A 16492-nucleotide genomic window follows, 5' to 3' on the forward strand; every position below is an offset into this window, starting at 1 on the left:
CTTTCAATACTTTTATTTTTTAACCACACGATATACGGTTGATCTACTTACGCCAGTAGCTTCGGCTATTTGTTCACCGGTCATTTTTTGTTCATCATATAGGAACTTAATTTCTCTTTTTTTATGATCAGGCATGGGTGGACGCCCACCGACGCGCCCTCTCGCTCTTGCAGAAGCCAGCCCCTTTTTAGTACGTTCGCTTAAAAGATTGGCTTCGAGTTCTGCAAAAGCACTCATCATCGTAAAAAACATTTTTCCCATTGCATCCTTAGTATTGATATTCATATCAATAATCTGTAATTCGATGTTATTGTTTTCTAACCATTGAGCCAATTCTATTAACTGTTTTGTTGTTCGACCTAAACGATCAAGTTTATAAACAACTAATGTATCTCCTTCACGTAAATACTCTAGACATTTGTCTAACTCTGATCTTTTCGTTTTTCGACCACTCACTTTTTCTTTAAATATTTTTGAACAGTCAAAGTTTTTTAAAGTATCGATTTGGCTATCTAAACTTTGATCTTGTGTTGAAACACGAGCGTAACCAATTTTAGCCATTTGTACACCACGCTTTATTAAATTTTGTTATTTGTTTCACTATTACTGTATCATATCTCATGAAGTAAAAGTAAAATAAGACTTTGTTAATAATACAAGATATGATACTTATAAGTAAAAAAATAGAAATTGTTTTAAAATGCTTTATTTTTATGAATTTATGTGAGATAAAATCGATGAAACAAAGATTCATTATTACTTAGCTACTTATTTGTTTCAAAAACGAACGTTTTTATTACAACCAATCTTTATTGTTGTATATATCAGTTATGTGTTTAGCATATGATGTAGGTATAGTATTTTTTGAGATAATTTCTAAATCGTCATCTAAAAAGTATAGATAAGAACACTTTTCTAATTGTATATATTCCAATTTAATAAATACGGTTTTTAACATTAACAATTCAAAAGTATTAATAACTTTTTGGGGTATGATCGATTTATTGACAGTATTAATTATTTTTTGAAATTCTTTTTTAAAAAAAATAGAAAAACTCATAACAGAAGAACTAATAAGTTTAGAGTCTATACCAAGTCGTTCACATATTATTTCTTTTACTTCTTTATACTCTTTTTCCCCTGCCTCACTACAAATATCTTCTGATTTACAATAATGATTATCTAAGAATAAATTTAAACATACACCATCTAATGCTCCCTTAATTATTCTATCAAAAGAATGAACTTCTTTATTTTGTTTTAATTGCCTTATTATATTTTCGTATTCTGATTTAAGAAGAATAAATAAATTTTCTTTGTTAGGTATATAACTATAATTTTTAGTCATTATCAATTTCGCCTTTCTGATATAAAATTCATTATTAAATTTTATTTCTGACTTTTCCTTCGTTATTGGTTTTATACATTTATATATTTACCTGAATTTATATCGAACACTGACACTTCATAAATGTTTTCTATGAACTTAATATCTTTGTTATTAGAATTATTATCAGATGTTAATAAAGAATTAACGCTAATAACGTTGTTTTCTTTTAAATATTTTTCTACTGAATCAAATTCTTTAAATATTCTCCCCGTTACTTATATAGTCGACGAAAAAGCTCTCTAATTTCTTTTTTTGTTTTTTGAGATGTATTTGGATCTTTATATTTTTCAACAAGCGTTTTTGTTAGGTTTTTCGTATTTTCTTGATGCAATCCTGATTTATCTTTTACTAAATTTTCAATGAGTTCATCATTAATTTTCATTGACGAGTCCTCCTTTTCATTCATAATGATATCAACTAGCAATAACTTTTATAAGTAAAAAAGATTTAATTTACTTAATTTTTAAGTTCTTTATTGTTTTCCCAGAAGACAATGATTATGTTCTCAAATATCCAAACTATTTATATAGTCGACGAAAAAGTTCTCTAATTATTTTGAGTACCATTTTATATGAAGGAGAGGGTTTACATATGCGAACATACGTTCTATTATATGGTTGAGGTGTTTGTATATGATTCCTAAACAATATGAGGGTGAAACAGATTATCGTAAGATTCCTAGAGAGTATTTAGATTCTAATATTCCTAAAGGCAGAGGGTTTGTTAAGTGGCTAGCTTTTAAGACGATTCCTGAGCAATATCAACAAATAGAACAATATATGGAAGATCAAAATAAAACAGAACGTCCTTCGCTTTTAGATGATCAACTCAATGTTCTAAATGAAAAAGTAAACTGGAAAAAATTCTTTAAAGAAAAAGCAATTGTGACTTATTGGAAGCAAGGTTATTATTACCAGCATGAGGCTTACATTAAAACGGTAGATACATTCAATCAAGTTATTATTATTAGTAACGAAGATGGGAACGAGACCATGGAAATACCCATGAAAAATATAAAAGATATTGAATAAGAAAAGCCACTCTATATGAGTGGCTTAAGATTTTACTTTTTAAACTTGTCAACAACATCAGATGCTTTGTCTTTAACGTTATCAACGACTTCTTTGGCTTTACCTGATGCTTTATCTTTTTTACCTTCTTGTTCTAAATTGTCATTGTTAGTAGCATCGCCAACAGTTTCTTTAATATTACCTTTAACTTTATCTAATTTATCTTCAGCCATATATAAGCCTCCTTAAATTTAGAAATATCTTGATTGAAATTGCCCAATGAAAAAACACTGACTACTTTTTCAACCTAATACATATAATAATGTAATTCAAGTAAAGAAGTTTAATTACTACTTTAATGGCAAGGTGCTAATGAATTTTCATTATTAGCACCTTGTGTATTTTCTAAATGAAAATACGAATGAAAATGAAGGAAAGTGAATTATCACTTTCCTTTTTATTATGAAATTTTATTATTTATTTTTTTGTGTTAGCACGCTCACACGCATCATCAAAGATGATGCTTTTAACAAGTCTATTCATGATTACAAGGCGCATAAATTTTTTCTTGATGGCTCAAGCCAGTCGAAAAATTTTATAGCTTTTATCCTTGTAATCAATCATAACGACTTGTTGTAGTGGCTTTGCAACACAGCAAAAATAAATTAAATAATAAAAAAATTTTTAAGGAGTAATGAAAGGAGGTGATATCCAACATGATGTGGTGGTTGGTTGGGTCACGATAGATTCAATTGAAGGAGGTGGCTTTTCATGAGAGAAAATACAAAAAAACTCTTAATAAGTATCATAAACTTATTAAGAGCTCTCATTGAACTTATCATTGAGCTAATCAGATAGCTTGATGAGGAGGAGTTAGGGCTCCTCCTTCAATTTAAATTTATTATATCATTTAACAAGGAGAATTCAAATGAGAAGAAAAATTATTATAGCTTTAAAATTATTAAATATCTTATTAGCTGGTGTAGGTTTTTTTCTAGAGTATTCCCTGATTAAAGAAGAAAGACAAGAAAACATGAACGAATATAATTATCAATCTTTTCTATGAGAAAGGAAGATGAAATTTGATAGCATTTATGCTATCATATGTATATGAGTAATGTAACTTTTAAAACATTAAAGGATAAGAATAATCAATCAGAGTTCATTCAATTTGTGCAAGACTTACCAGATAAAGATAGAATTAAACTACTAACAACCATTAAAAAAATTGAAGAAGAAGGTATTCAAATTGCTATTCGTATGAAATGGGTTAAAAAATTAGATAATAATTTATATGAAATTAGGTCAAAATTTGGCTCAAATATTCAAAGAGCTATTTACTTTCAAAAAGTAAATAATGAATATATTATTACACATGGTTTCACGAAAAAAACTCAAGAGACGCCGAAAAGAGAAATTGCACATGGTATGAATAGCATTGAAAGATATAGAAAGGGTGAATTGTATGAGTATGATTTCTAAATTGATTGATGAGGATATTAAACGTCATCCTGAGTTAGAAAACAGTTATAAAGAACAATCAGAAGCTTTAGATATTGCAGTAAAAGTTGTTAGCTTACGGAAAGAGATGGGATGGTCTCAAAGACAACTCGCTGAAGCTATGAATATACCACAATCAACAATAGCAAGAATTGAGAACGGCGATGTTTTACCCCATATAAATACTATGCAAGCTATTGCTAATGTAACTAACAAAAGATTAAAAATTGAGTACGTATAAATTAATATCTTAACGGCAAGGTGCTAATGAATCTGCATTAGCACCTTGTGTATTTTCTAAATGAAAATACGAATGAAAATGAAGGAAAGTGAATTATCACTTTCCTTTTTATTATGAAATTTTATTATTTATTTTTTTGTGTAGCACGCTCACACGCATCATCAAAGATGATGCTTTTAACAAGTCTATTCATGATTACAAGGCGCATAAATTTTTTCTTGATGGCTTGAAAGCCAGTCGAAAAATTTTATAGCTTTTATCCTTGTAATCAATCATAACGACTTGTTGCAGTGGCTTTGCAACACAGCAAAAATAAATTAAATAATAAAAAAAGTGGAGGTATTTAAAGTGACTGAACAATTAACAGAATTAAATGTTATTACAATTGATGAAGTTGATATTTTTGGTAATTATTTAGAAGATGAATTATTTGATGCTATGAAAGACCTTTTTGTCTCATTAAAAGATGAAATAGATAGGCATTATACAATTGATGAACAATTGGAGTATCATTATGACGAATTGATAAAACTCTATGAAATATTGCAAAAACCACAAGTTGATTTATCAAATTTAAAGCAATTTCTTAATATATATAATGACTTAACACCTAACCATTATGAAGTTAATACAATTGAGATTGACCCATCAGATGAAGCATTAATCAATCGTTATATTAGTAAATATGGTTTCAAGAATTATCAAACTAATTTTCAGAAGTTAAAGCTAGAATTTTATGAAGATGAACAAGCAACTAAATTAGTTGAAATAAAACCACATGAAATTGAAGATTTCATCATAAATTTATTAATAGAAGAAACAGAATTTATTAGAATTAATTATACAGGAGAAGAAATAATTGAATGGAAATTCGATTATTTAAGTGAATTAAAAAAACAAAAAAATGCTTTAGATAATGGAGTATTAGAATTAATTGTTTTAGAACAACTACTTGACCAATACAATTGTGAAAATGAATGTTTAAATAAAAGAATAGAAATAGTTAAATAAGAAATTAGCCCCCTAAATAAAAGGGGGTTTTGTCAATTATCTAAATATAATAATAAAGACAAATCAAATAAACTGTCATTTATTTGATTTGAAAAATGAATAAATGATCTAATCAAATAGATCATTTATATCACTGAAATTAATATAAAACTGTAGGAAAGTGAGGTATCACTTTCCTTTTATTATGAATTTTTATTATTTATTTTTTTGTGTTGGCACGCTCACACGCATCATCAAAGATGATGCTTTTAACAAGTCTATTCATGATTACAAGGCGCAAAAATTTTTCCTTAGTGGCTTGAAAGCCAGTCGAAAAAATTTATAGCTTTTATCCTTGTAATCAATCATAACGACTTGTTTCAGTGGCTTTGCAACACAGCAAAAATAAATTAAATAATAAAAAATGGAGGTTCTTATGGTTAATTATTTAACAGTTGTAGAGTACTTAAAAAATCAAGATTTTGACCAAGTTGTTAAGGCTATTATAAGTTATGAAAGTAATATTCAAGATGAAAGAGAAATAAATACTATTTATGAAAAATTTATGGATGATAAAACAATATCAACATTCTTAAATCCAATATTAGTTGATAATTTGATTACTAAATTTTAGACCAATTTGAATTCACATTAATCAATAAAATTTATGTATAGAGGTGTAATTAAAATGACGATTACAGGAGAATATATTACGGATTACTTAGAAATATGTGAAAATATTAAGGAATATAGAAAAAGAGAATTTGATGAAACATTTGATAAATTTGAAGAAATTTTTGATGAAAACTTAAATACTCCATTAGCTTATACAACTTTAGATGAAGATGAACAGATAAGTATACAAGTAACTTTAGAGCTTACAAATTTAAGAATGGTTCAAGAAGTTAGTTTTAAATATAATAATGGAAATTGTAATTACAATGACATAGAAATTGAAAAATATAAAGATATGAAAGAAGTTATTAATGTAACAAAACATCTTGACTTTGACGATTTAGTCTTTGTTGATAAAGATTATGAAGAAATATATAATTCGTTAAATTAGTGCTAATAAAAAGGAAAGTGAATCCTCGCTTTCCTTTTTATTATAAATTTAAAAATGTGAAGTTATTAGGATAATTTTAATCAGGATTTGGTTAGATTTTTTGAGAAATAGTTGAAAATAATATCGTAATTCTAAATATATTTTTGTTTTACCTGATTATTAAATCGAGTATTCTTGTATTTAGTTTTCTCTTATCTAATATAAAAATCAAGCTAAAAATTCTTAAACTTATTGATAATATTACTGCAATAATAACTTTGTTAAATATCGTTACTAGGTTTGAATTCGCTGCTTTCATAGTGTATAATGAAACTATAGTAATTTAAAGAGCATAAGTGGAATCCTGCACAGAAATAACTCCAAATGTCTCCATTCGGTAGCCATTTCTGTGCAAAATATTGATTTGACAGTGTCAAATGGGATTCCTATTTATGAGAAAAAAATTGTTATATAACTCCCGAATAGCTATATAAAAGATCCCGAATAGCTACCCAAAATCAAAAACGGCTACCAAATAGCTACCCAAAATCAAAAATAGCTACCAAACGGCTACATGAAAAAGGAGTCAATTGGTAGCCAAAATCGACGACTTAGGTATCCATATGGTAGCCAAAAGTCAAAGTGTACAAATAAAGTTTGATGAAGAAACTTACTATAAACTAGGAGGTGGAATGATTTTTGAAAGAGATTAATACTAAAAGACGAACACTAAATAACTTACCTGTCATCCTAGATGATCAAATTCAGGCTGAAGCAAAACATAAAAATCTTTCAGTCAATGATCTTTATATCAATATAATTAAAGACTATTCTTCTAAGAAATTAGAGAATGAAATGAGTATTAATTTGAACTCAGATTTAAAAAAAATATTACTTGAGGTTATGAAAAATCAATCATATATTATTGAATTACTAGAAGATCAACAATATATTTTTCAAACTATAGAGGAGGAATAAAATGAAAAAAACTAAAAGAAACTTTTATGTAAATCAACTTTATAATGACAAGTTAAAGATGATTCAGAGAAATAACAATATATCAACTTTATCTTCAAGTATTGTTTTTTTAATTGACTACTATATCAAAAATGAAAACAAAAAAGATGGAAATAAAAAAGATGAAGATCATCAAAAAATAATCGATGACCTTAGTTATATCAAGAAAAAATTAAACGGTGCTGATTTTAATATTCTAGTTGCTTTACATATGTTAGCTGACATTTCGGAAGAAAATGCTGTTACAACTGCTAGCATGAAAGATCTAAGAAATCACATCAATGATCACTATCAATCAGCTGTCAATAGATCTAAACATTATCTTGCAAATAAAAGAGAATTTTAGGTGTGATTTAAATGAGTGAACAAACTAGTCCTGCTATTAATTTAATTTCTGATTTTAAAGTTGGTAGTTCAAAGGGAGAAAGTTATAAGAAATTTATCAACTATATTAGCAAAGAAAAGAATAAGAAAGATGTAAAAAAAACAGATATAAAAGACAATCTTTTTGATAAGTATCTTGATTATATGTCAATAGATAAATTAAAAAAGAAACAAGGATATAATAAAGAGAATGTAAAAAAAAGAACAACGATGAGCTTTAATTCTGAACATGAATTCATCGAAGAAAAAGAGATGAACAGATTAAAAGATAAGTTTCAAGAAGCAAATAAAAAGAATCATGTCATGTATCAAGATGTTGTATCTTTTGATAATCAATTTTTAAAAGACAATCATTTATTTAATGAATCATTAGATAAATTAGACGAACCAAAAATAAAAAAAGCCACTCGTCGAATGATTAATCAAATGATTAAAGATAATAAAATGGATAAAAATCATACATTTTGGTGTGCGAATATTCATTATGATACTGACAATATTCATATCCATATAGCTACTTCTGAAGAAAAAAATACACGAAAAACTATAAAAGAAGGAAGATTTAAAGGACAATATAGAGGTAAAAGAACTCCTACAACACTTAGAAATATGAAAAGTACTTTTGCCAACTCAATTAACCAAGATATTGGATTAATGAAAGAGTTTGATAAATTAAAAAAAGAGATGAAAGATGACGTCAAAGAGAAAATAAAGAACAGAAAGTATCATTCTTACTCTATTAAATCAATTTTAAAACAAAAGAAAGATTTAGATGATTTAGTTGAAAAATTACCTCCACTAAACGAAACATGGTCATACAATTCTAAAAATATTAAACCTGTACAATCTGAAATTGATCAATATATTGATAATTATGTTTCACAATTTTATAGTGAAAGTGAGAAAAGAGTTGATGAAATATTAGACCAACAAACAAGTAATTATAAAAGACTTTATGGAGAGAATTCAAAATACAACGATTATAAAAAGAATAAAAAAGATCGTTTAAAAAGTGATATTGGTAATGCTTTTTTAAAAGAACTAAAAGCAATAGAAAAGGAAAAACAAAATAAAAAAGGAAAACTTCAACAGCCAAGAGAAAAACCGTATAATAAAAACATAAAGCAGATGAACAATCGCGAGCGTCAAAAAAGTGTGAGAAATTTCAAGCAAGCGATAACAGGAATACGACAAAGTCTATATCAGTTGTCTAGAAATACAGCAAGAAAAAGAAATAGCTATATCCATGATATAGAACATCAAAAACTTGAAAGAAATATTGAGAGAAATCTTAAAGAGCAAGAAGAGACCATATGAGTATTTAAAAAACAAAAAAGGTGTGAATTAAATTTATGACTACTTTAGTTTTAGCTGAAAAGCCTAATCAAGGTAAAAAGTATGCAAAAGCATTAGAAGTTAGTAAAAATCAAAATGATTGTATCGAAGGATTTAGTCCCATTCTAAATGATTATACCATCGTTACTTGGGCTAAAGGTCATTTAGTAGGTTTATGTGACTTTAAAGAATACGATAAGAAATATGAGAAATGGAATTTGTCTGACTATCCATTTTTACCCTCTAAGATGAAAAGAAAAGTACTACCTTATACTTCTTCTCAATTTTATGCCATTAAGAAGTTGGTTGAGAAGAACCTCACTGAAACAAGAGATTCAATTATTATTGCGACTGATCCTGAACGAGAAGGAGAAAATATCGCATATAGTATATTGAATTTTATTCCTCATGTAAAAAATAATAATATTCCTATAAAACGTTTGTGGGCTAATACACAAGAACCACAAGAACTAAAAAATTATTTTCAAAATCTAAAAACAAGTAAGGAAACATTTCCTCTATACTTAGAAGCTGATGCAAGAGCAATCGCAGATAATCTAATAGGGTTTAACTTTACAGTACAACTCACCTTACTATTAAGAAATAAAGGTATAGCTGGCCTATATACGGTAGGACGTGTTCAAACACCAACTCTATTTATGGTTTATGAGAGAGAAAAAGCTATCAAGAATTTTAAAAAAGAAAATTACTACACATTAAGTGCTTATGACAGAGTGAACCAAGTAACCTTCAAAGACAAGGATAAACATAAATTTCCATCTAAAGAAGACGCCTTAGCATATTTAAGTGAAAGAAATATAAAAATAGATGATAACCAAGAAGGGATCATTGAAGATATACAATCAAAGATTAAAACAAAATCGTCCCCCTCTTTATTAAAATTAGGTGGTATTCAAAATCTAGCTAATCGTAAATGGGGATATAGTTTAAAGCGTACTCTATCAGTGGTTCAATCACTTTATGATAAAGGGTACGTGTCTTATCCAAGAACAGATTGTAATTATATTACACAAGCTGAATTTAACTACTTAAGTGATAATCTACAGTCTTATAAAAAGCTACTTGATAAGCCATTTGAAATTAAAAATAACCAACCTAGAAATAAATATGTCAATGACGAAAAAGTATTAGAGCACTACGCCATTATCGTTACTAAAACCATACCATCAAAACAAGATTTCGAATCTTTTTCAACAGAGCAACAAAATATCTATCAATCAATTTTAGAACATACGCTAGGCATGTTTGCTGGAGACTATGAATATAAACAAACAAACGTGAATGTAAGTGTTCAAGACCTCGAATTTACTACTAGAGGACAAACTGTTATTCAATCAGGTTGGAAAGAAGTTATATCAAGTGAGAAAGAAGATAACAAATTATTACCTTCTTATACTAAAGGTTGGAAATTTACAGATGAAACACCTTTAGTTTTACAAATTGAAAAGAAAGAAACGACACCTCCTAAACGTTTAACAGAAGCATCATTAGGAGGCGAAGGTGGTTTAATGGAAAACTGCGGAAAACTTGTTGATGAAGATGAAGATAAAAGCAACTTATCAGATGGTATAGGTACACCAGCAACTCGAAGTCAAATTGTTGCTTCTCTAATTTCAAAAGAATATTTGAAAGTTAGCAAAAACAAACTATATATGACGGATAAAGGAACTGTCTTATGTCAAGCTTTAGATGGCACAGATATTTCTAGCGTAAAAATGACAGCAGACTGGGAAAAGAATTTAAAGTCTATATCTCAACAATCAATGAAAAGAGAAACTTTTATAGAAAAAATAAAAGAATTTATTGTACATTTTTCTAATCAATTACCGTCATACATTGACAATAATATCTCTAGTTCAGATGTAGAAAAAGTGACTGATGATTTTGGTAAATGCCCTGTTTGTAAACAAGGAAAAATCGTTAAACGTAAAACCAAAAAGGGCAAAATTTTTTATCCTTGTAGTTCTAGTTCGTGCGATTTTGTCATTTGGAGTGAAATGTCTCATAGAAAACTACGAGATCGTGAAATTAAAGAGTTAGTAAATTATCAAAAAACCTCAAAACTCAAAGGCTTTAAATCAAGAAATAACAAGTCTTTTGAAGCCTGTTTAAAAATCGACAATAACAAAGTGGTTTTCGATTTCGCTAATAATCCGAAAGGAGAGAATTCAAATGGCTAGTATTCACTTACCAAATTGGAAATGGATCAATGAGTTAAAAAAAGCCCCCTCTCCATCGTTTAAATTCTGGAAAAATCTTTTATTGTCATTAGCTATTCTAATTCTAATGTTTATTACTCAAATTTCTATTGGTTTTTTAGCAGATAAAACAGGTCTATATAAGCCAAGTGCTTTGAGTTCACGAACAATGAAGTATTTTGATAATCCACTTCTTCTAATTACGGGGATAGTCGTAGCGCCTATAACAGAGGAATTAATATTTAGAAAATTATTTTTTCAATTGTTTTTAAAAAAATACCATTACCCAGTCATTTTTGCTTTGATAAGTTCTTTTCTATTTGGACTTGCACATTCAGGATTTATTATTCCATATATCATAAGTGGCTTGCTCTTGTGCTACTTAACATACAAAACACAGAGAATCATATATCCTATGTTGGTACACACGATGTTTAATGGACTACTAATTTTATTATCTATGGGTATGGGGGGGTAAACAAAATGAGTATTTTAGATGAGAGAAAGAAGTACAGACAAGATAAGATTATGAAACGAATAATAAAAATAGTTATTACTCTAACTTTTGTTGTCGGAGTATTATTGTTATTTATCAATCCTATCTTTGAACATATTATATCCCCTATGATTAGCCATCATGTTAATAAAGAAGTAGCTCACATACCGAATGATAAAATGAAAAAGAATAATGAAAAATTAGATAAACTTTTGGGTAACAGGCCACGAGATGATACAGAAAAAGGAGACTATCTCCGAAATAATCTAACAAATAAAGTTTTAAAAAAAGGTTCAGCTTCATCTTCATCTACAGCAAATTATACACATGAGCAGATAACTAAAGCATTAAATGATGGTAGTATACCTTTAAAAGATGATCAAGGAATTGTCTATGATTACTCTAATGTTAGACCTATAAAAGCATCAGATATGAGAAAAGCTCATTTAAACAAAAACTATTTAAGAGGACGCATTGTTATTCCTAACGTCAAATTAAATTTACCTATTTTAGAGGGAGTTTCTGATCAAAACCTTTGGGTTGGAGCTGGTACTATGAAACCAAATCAAAAGATGGGACAAGGCAATTATGCTTTAGCTGGTCACTATGTAGAAGCGCCTAACCTTTTGTTCTCTCCCTTGCATAGAGTCCAAGTTGGCGACTACATCTTTACTTGTGATGGTTCTCATGTGTATCAGTACAAAACGACAGAAAGAAAGATTTTAAACAAGCACGCAGGCCAAGTAGTAGAAAATAGTCAAGGTAATCACATTATTACATTAATCACGTGCCAAGATTTACAAGCAAGACAGAGATTAATGATTAGAGGAGAATTGGTACATTCTATGAAAATATCCAATGCTCCTGAAGATATTAAAAATTATTTTAGTTAAAAGGAAGGATTAAAAATGAGAAACTTAAATTATGAAAATGAATTAGACCCAATTGTAAACGAAGAAGAAACGAATTTAGAGGACTTTTACGAATTGATATTCAAAGATAAGTCCAAAAAAGAACTTGTTTTCAAAAATCTTGTATCTAATGATTATTTATTATCAGAAGTTACAGAAGATATTTTAGAAGATATTGAAAATACCGAGTTTGGCGAGACATATATCATTAATAAAGAGTTTATGAAGAATCCTAGAAAGCCATCTATAGAAGATGAAGAAAGTATCTCAAAGGTAGATAAATAAACTAATCATAAAAGTATTGAAAGGTGTGTTTCCTTATGGATAAAGAATTAATTAACTCTCTTGTAGAACGTGTGAAAGAATTTAAAGATAATCCTGAAAAAGTACAAGAATATCTTAATTTTGTTGCAAAATGCCCAAGCTATTCATATCGAAATTTATTACTAATACAATCACAATATCCATCGGCTAAATATGTAGGTAGTTATAATCATTTTAAAGATAAAGGGTTTCACGTTATGCGTGGAGAAAAAGGAATCAAAATACTTTCTCCTAAATTCAAAAAACATGTAAATGTCGATGGGAAACTCCTCCCCTTAAACAAAGTTGATGAATCTATTCAAGAAAAAGTAAAAAATAATGAGCTAAAAGCTATCGATAAGGTGTATGGATATAAGCCTGTAACCGTATTTGATGTAACACAAACAAACGCAAAAGCTGACGATCTTCCAGAATATTATCCTAATAGAAGAGAAAAGTTATATACATCTTCTCCCAATGCAACGGAACATGTTTTTAAAGCGCTGCAAAACTTTGCAGAAGATAACAACATAAAAACAGTTGATAACTACACTAACAATACCTACCAAAATAATAGTATTGGTGGTGCTGAAAAAGGTGTAAATATTCAAACAAGAGATAATGAAAATATTATAGGACTTAGACAAGGATTAGAACCCGAAGAAAAAAATCACACGTATATTCACGAATTGACTCATGCTTTGCACCATAAAGCATCAGATAATTTAACAAGACAAGAAAAAGAGACTGAAGCTGAGATGGTCGCTTATATTGTAAGTAAACATTATGGTATAGAACCCAGTGAGTCATCAATAAAATATATTTCTGATTACTCTCATAATATGAGAGATTTAAAAGACACAAAGAACACCATTAATCGTGTAACAAATATCTCTAGAAGTTTCATAAATCAAATTAATCAACACATTGATTTTGAGCATTTAGAAGAATTGCAAAAGACAGAAACGTTTGAGATAGAAGAAAAAGACACAACCCACGAAGGAGAAAACAAAGACGAAGCTTTATCAAAAAAAGAAGAAGATAAGAAACAGTTCATAAAACTTACTAAAGAAGATAAGCAAATAGCAAGAAACAAGAGTATTATTGATGTACTTAATCAAAATGGGCATGAAATTGTTCAAAAAAATGGTAAGTATTATAAAGATGAGACAAACCCTAATATCTATGTTAATTCTGAAAAAAATATCTACTATGATACTTCCAAAAAGCAAGGTGGCGATCCAATACGCTTTTTAGTAAATAATGGAATGCGTTATCCCGATGCTGTAATGAGCTTAAAACAAGATAATTATAAAAACAAAATGGATTTTACTACTGAAAAATCAACTGCTAAAAGTATGAAAGATAAAATAAAAATAGCAGAAGAAAAATCAATATTAGAAGTTGCCTCATTTGCTGGTCAAAGCTTTGAACGTACAGGCAGTTTTTACAAAGGAATTGAACACGATTCTCTAATGATTAAACCAAATGATAATGCTTTCTTTTGGAACTCTCGCAGAGGAGAGAAAAATTGGAGTGGTAGCCCAATTCAATTTATCCAAAATCCTGAACTAGCTGGAGATCTCTATAAAGAAGACTTTAACGATGCCGTAGAGCTCCTTAATTCAGATGATTTTGGTACTTTAGATAAATCCATCAAAATCGAAAAAGAAAAGCCAGAGTTTAAATATGATGAAAGTAATTACGTGAAAAAATATGATGAATTTAAAGCATATAACTATTTAGTAGAGGAGAGAAAAATAAATTCAAATCTAGTTGATGATTTAAGAGAGCAAGGCCTCATTAAACAAGACAGCCATAATAATGTTGCGTTCCTATGGAAAGATTCCGATAATAATGTTGTAGGTCAAGACTTACGAGGCACATCAGAAAAACCATTCAAAAAAATAGAAACAAATCATGGTAATTTCGGTTTTAATTTTACAACTTCTAAGACTGAACCAGATAACTTACTGATTTTTGAAGCACCCATAGATGCAATGAGCTATGCTTCACTCCACCCAGAAGAAAAAAACGCTTATGCTTCTATGTCTGGATTAAAAGAAACGAACGCATACCATCAAGTACATCACTTTGTTAAAAAATATAATAAAGAGCCTGATAACATTTATCTTTGCGTTGATAATGATAAACATGGTAAAGAATTTGTATCAAGAATGACACAAGATGTTAAGTTTCAGTTCCAAAGTCAAAAAGATGTTGTGTTTCAATCTAATTTACCAAGTGAGGGTAAGGATTGGAATGATTACTTAAAAATAGTTGATCATAACGAAAAAAAGACTCAAACAAAGGAAGTTCAGATTGAGCATGAACAACCAGTAAAAGCTGAACAAAGTGAGAAAGAAGATGTAGACAACATTCAAAAGAAACGAAAAAAATCATTTACGTCTGGAAGACAATCCATAACTAGAGATACTGAAAATGATTTAGAGATGTAATGTAAAACAACGGTAAAGCAAAGTACGCTTTCGATGCAACACAATGCGTCTCTCAGCGTCTAAAAATAATATTTTAAAGAAAGGATGAAACTATTAGAATGAAATTATTAATCGACGTTATTTTGTTTGTTGTTATTGCATCCCTTCTAGGCTGTTATTTATTTTTTAAATACAAATATAAGTATACAAAATCAGATGAGATTAAGTACGTAAACAAGTCCTTGAATCCTAAGTTTTTATTTACTGAAAAAAGAAACACATCTCACTATACACTAAATATTTTTCCAAACCAAAGTGAAACCCCTTATAACTTTAAGATTAAAGTCTATAGTAAAAAAATGGAGAAAACGCTCAAAAAGGAAATATATTCTATTAATCCATCAGAAGAATTTTTTGTAGTGAATTGTATCGATTGGGTATTCACAGAAGATAAAGCACATGATTTAGATAAAAAGTATCAAGGACACGTCATTTTTAATGGTAAAAATTATAGTTATGAATATCTTGATAGAGGTACTGCTCAGGCTCAGATTTCTTAAAACTTATAAACTAATGAAAAGGACTTACAATGTAAGTCCTTTTTGTCTCTCAAAAAATACGTCAATTTACTTTCTTTGTCCTTTTTTTATTTTAGTTAAATGCTTTTAATCAAATCTTAATCTCATTGTGACCTATATTCTTTGATAATATTTTATAATGAAAATATTAAATCAAAGAAAAGGTGTTGATGATTTTGACTATAGAAAAATTAAAAGTTCCTAAAGATATCAACATTCCAAATAACCTTACAACAGAGGAATATCACGAGCTTTTAGCGTTCTATCACTTCAAAGCAGAGTTTAACCCATCCAAAGTAGAATATAAGCAAGCTTATAATGATGTGCTTAGTATGCTCAATAATTAAGAATTAATACCCCCAGCTTTTGTTATAAGCTGGGGGTAAATGTGCTTTTCATTACTTTAGAAAATTATTTTTTTGAATTTTCGTTATCTAAAAGATCTGATAAAATACATTTGTCCTGATCTTATATCATAGTTATGAACAACTTTGTGTGCTTTCTCTGTCTTGTTAATTCCCCCATGATTCCAGTTTTGGTCAAGACTTTCGAATTGATTCCAATTGCCGTCCGCATTACCATTAGTAACTATAGCAACGTGTCCCATTCCCTTACCATATGAATTACCAAAAACA

19 protein-coding genes and 1 pseudogene are annotated in these 16492 nt (G+C 28.7%); 15 read left to right on the forward strand and 5 right to left on the reverse strand.

Annotation, left to right across the window (positions count from 1 at the left end; all coding sequences use genetic code 11):
• Positions 1–12 precede the first annotated feature (12 nt).
• From AB0M20_RS00285 to AB0M20_RS00295, 3 genes are all read right to left on the reverse strand, one after another.
• A complete protein-coding gene (locus tag AB0M20_RS00285) occupies positions 13–561 on the reverse strand; it encodes a recombinase family protein (protein ID WP_364291268.1) in 549 nt (182 codons plus the stop codon).
• 235 nt (positions 562–796) lie between these two features.
• Positions 797–1348 carry a hypothetical protein gene (locus tag AB0M20_RS00290; protein WP_001832832.1) on the reverse strand — a complete coding sequence of 184 codons (552 nt, stop codon included), beginning with the start codon at positions 1346–1348 and terminating at the stop codon, positions 797–799.
• A 253-nt stretch (positions 1349–1601) separates the two neighbouring features.
• Positions 1602–1772, reverse strand: a complete 171-nt coding sequence (locus tag AB0M20_RS00295) for a hypothetical protein (protein WP_001832867.1) — start codon at positions 1770–1772, stop codon at positions 1602–1604.
• Between the two features lie 250 nt (positions 1773–2022).
• Between AB0M20_RS00295 and AB0M20_RS00300 the strand changes: the two genes are divergently transcribed.
• Positions 2023–2421 (forward strand): YolD-like family protein, encoded by a 399-nt coding sequence (locus tag AB0M20_RS00300; protein WP_001832869.1) that lies wholly within the window; start codon positions 2023–2025, stop codon positions 2419–2421.
• A gap of 32 nt (positions 2422–2453) precedes the next feature.
• On the opposite strand, the gene AB0M20_RS00305 is transcribed toward AB0M20_RS00300, so the two are convergent.
• Positions 2454–2633: a CsbD family protein gene (locus AB0M20_RS00305; RefSeq protein ID WP_001832816.1), complete on the reverse strand. Its 180-nt coding sequence runs from the start codon at positions 2631–2633 to the stop codon at positions 2454–2456.
• Positions 2634–3510: 877 nt separating this feature from the next.
• Here AB0M20_RS00305 and AB0M20_RS00310 point away from each other — a divergent pair.
• The 14 genes from AB0M20_RS00310 (at position 3511) to AB0M20_RS00375 (ending at position 15839) form a co-directional block, all read left to right on the forward strand.
• Positions 3511–3882 carry a type II toxin-antitoxin system RelE/ParE family toxin gene (locus AB0M20_RS00310; protein ID WP_002958815.1) on the forward strand — a complete coding sequence of 124 codons (372 nt, stop codon included), beginning with the start codon at positions 3511–3513 and terminating at the stop codon, positions 3880–3882.
• A gap of 1 nt (position 3883) precedes the next feature.
• The gene (locus tag AB0M20_RS00315) at positions 3884–4141 is read left to right on the forward strand and encodes a helix-turn-helix domain-containing protein (protein ID WP_364291274.1); all 258 of its coding nucleotides are present in this window, start codon (positions 3884–3886) and stop codon (positions 4139–4141) included.
• 333 nt (positions 4142–4474) lie between these two features.
• Complete coding sequence (locus AB0M20_RS00320; RefSeq protein ID WP_002457003.1) at positions 4475–5152, forward strand: hypothetical protein; 678 nt, start codon at positions 4475–4477, stop codon at positions 5150–5152.
• A gap of 403 nt (positions 5153–5555) precedes the next feature.
• Positions 5556–5765 (forward strand): hypothetical protein, encoded by a 210-nt coding sequence (locus AB0M20_RS00325; protein ID WP_364291276.1) that lies wholly within the window; start codon positions 5556–5558, stop codon positions 5763–5765.
• 54 nt (positions 5766–5819) lie between these two features.
• Complete coding sequence (locus AB0M20_RS00330; RefSeq protein WP_001832859.1) at positions 5820–6197, forward strand: hypothetical protein; 378 nt, start codon at positions 5820–5822, stop codon at positions 6195–6197.
• Between the two features lie 678 nt (positions 6198–6875).
• Entirely contained in the window at positions 6876–7154 is a 279-nt protein-coding gene (locus AB0M20_RS00335; RefSeq protein ID WP_001832873.1) for a hypothetical protein, read from the forward strand.
• A 1-nt stretch (position 7155) separates the two neighbouring features.
• A complete protein-coding gene (locus AB0M20_RS00340) occupies positions 7156–7539 on the forward strand; it encodes a hypothetical protein (RefSeq protein ID WP_002503870.1) in 384 nt (127 codons plus the stop codon).
• 11 nt (positions 7540–7550) lie between these two features.
• The gene (gene mobP2 / locus AB0M20_RS00345; RefSeq protein WP_001832849.1) at positions 7551–8894 is read left to right on the forward strand and encodes a MobP2 family relaxase; all 1344 of its coding nucleotides are present in this window, start codon (positions 7551–7553) and stop codon (positions 8892–8894) included.
• A 35-nt stretch (positions 8895–8929) separates the two neighbouring features.
• Positions 8930–11113, forward strand: coding sequence for a type IA DNA topoisomerase (locus AB0M20_RS00350; RefSeq protein ID WP_001832808.1), 2184 nt, complete (start codon positions 8930–8932; stop codon positions 11111–11113).
• Positions 11106–11609, forward strand: a complete 504-nt coding sequence (locus AB0M20_RS00355) for a CPBP family intramembrane glutamic endopeptidase (RefSeq protein WP_364291281.1) — start codon at positions 11106–11108, stop codon at positions 11607–11609. Before AB0M20_RS00350 ends, AB0M20_RS00355 begins: the two co-directional genes overlap by 8 nt.
• A 5-nt stretch (positions 11610–11614) precedes the next feature.
• Entirely contained in the window at positions 11615–12520 is a 906-nt protein-coding gene (locus tag AB0M20_RS00360) for a class A sortase (RefSeq protein ID WP_001832864.1), read from the forward strand.
• A 15-nt stretch (positions 12521–12535) separates the two neighbouring features.
• Positions 12536–12823, forward strand: coding sequence for a hypothetical protein (locus AB0M20_RS00365; RefSeq protein ID WP_001832868.1), 288 nt, complete (start codon positions 12536–12538; stop codon positions 12821–12823).
• A gap of 35 nt (positions 12824–12858) precedes the next feature.
• Complete coding sequence (locus AB0M20_RS00370) at positions 12859–15300, forward strand: DUF3991 domain-containing protein (RefSeq protein WP_002503867.1); 2442 nt, start codon at positions 12859–12861, stop codon at positions 15298–15300.
• Between the two features lie 338 nt (positions 15301–15638).
• The gene (locus tag AB0M20_RS00375; protein WP_364291285.1) at positions 15639–15839 is read left to right on the forward strand and encodes a hypothetical protein; all 201 of its coding nucleotides are present in this window, start codon (positions 15639–15641) and stop codon (positions 15837–15839) included.
• A 448-nt stretch (positions 15840–16287) separates the two neighbouring features.
• On the opposite strand, the pseudogene AB0M20_RS00380 reads toward AB0M20_RS00375, so the two are convergent.
• Positions 16288–16492 (reverse strand): annotated as a pseudogene (locus tag AB0M20_RS00380) (hypothetical protein); the annotation flags it as partial.

The organism is Actinoplanes sp. NPDC051633 (assembly GCF_040681735.1).
In the GTDB taxonomy this organism is placed as follows: domain Bacteria; phylum Actinomycetota; class Actinomycetes; order Mycobacteriales; family Micromonosporaceae; genus Actinoplanes.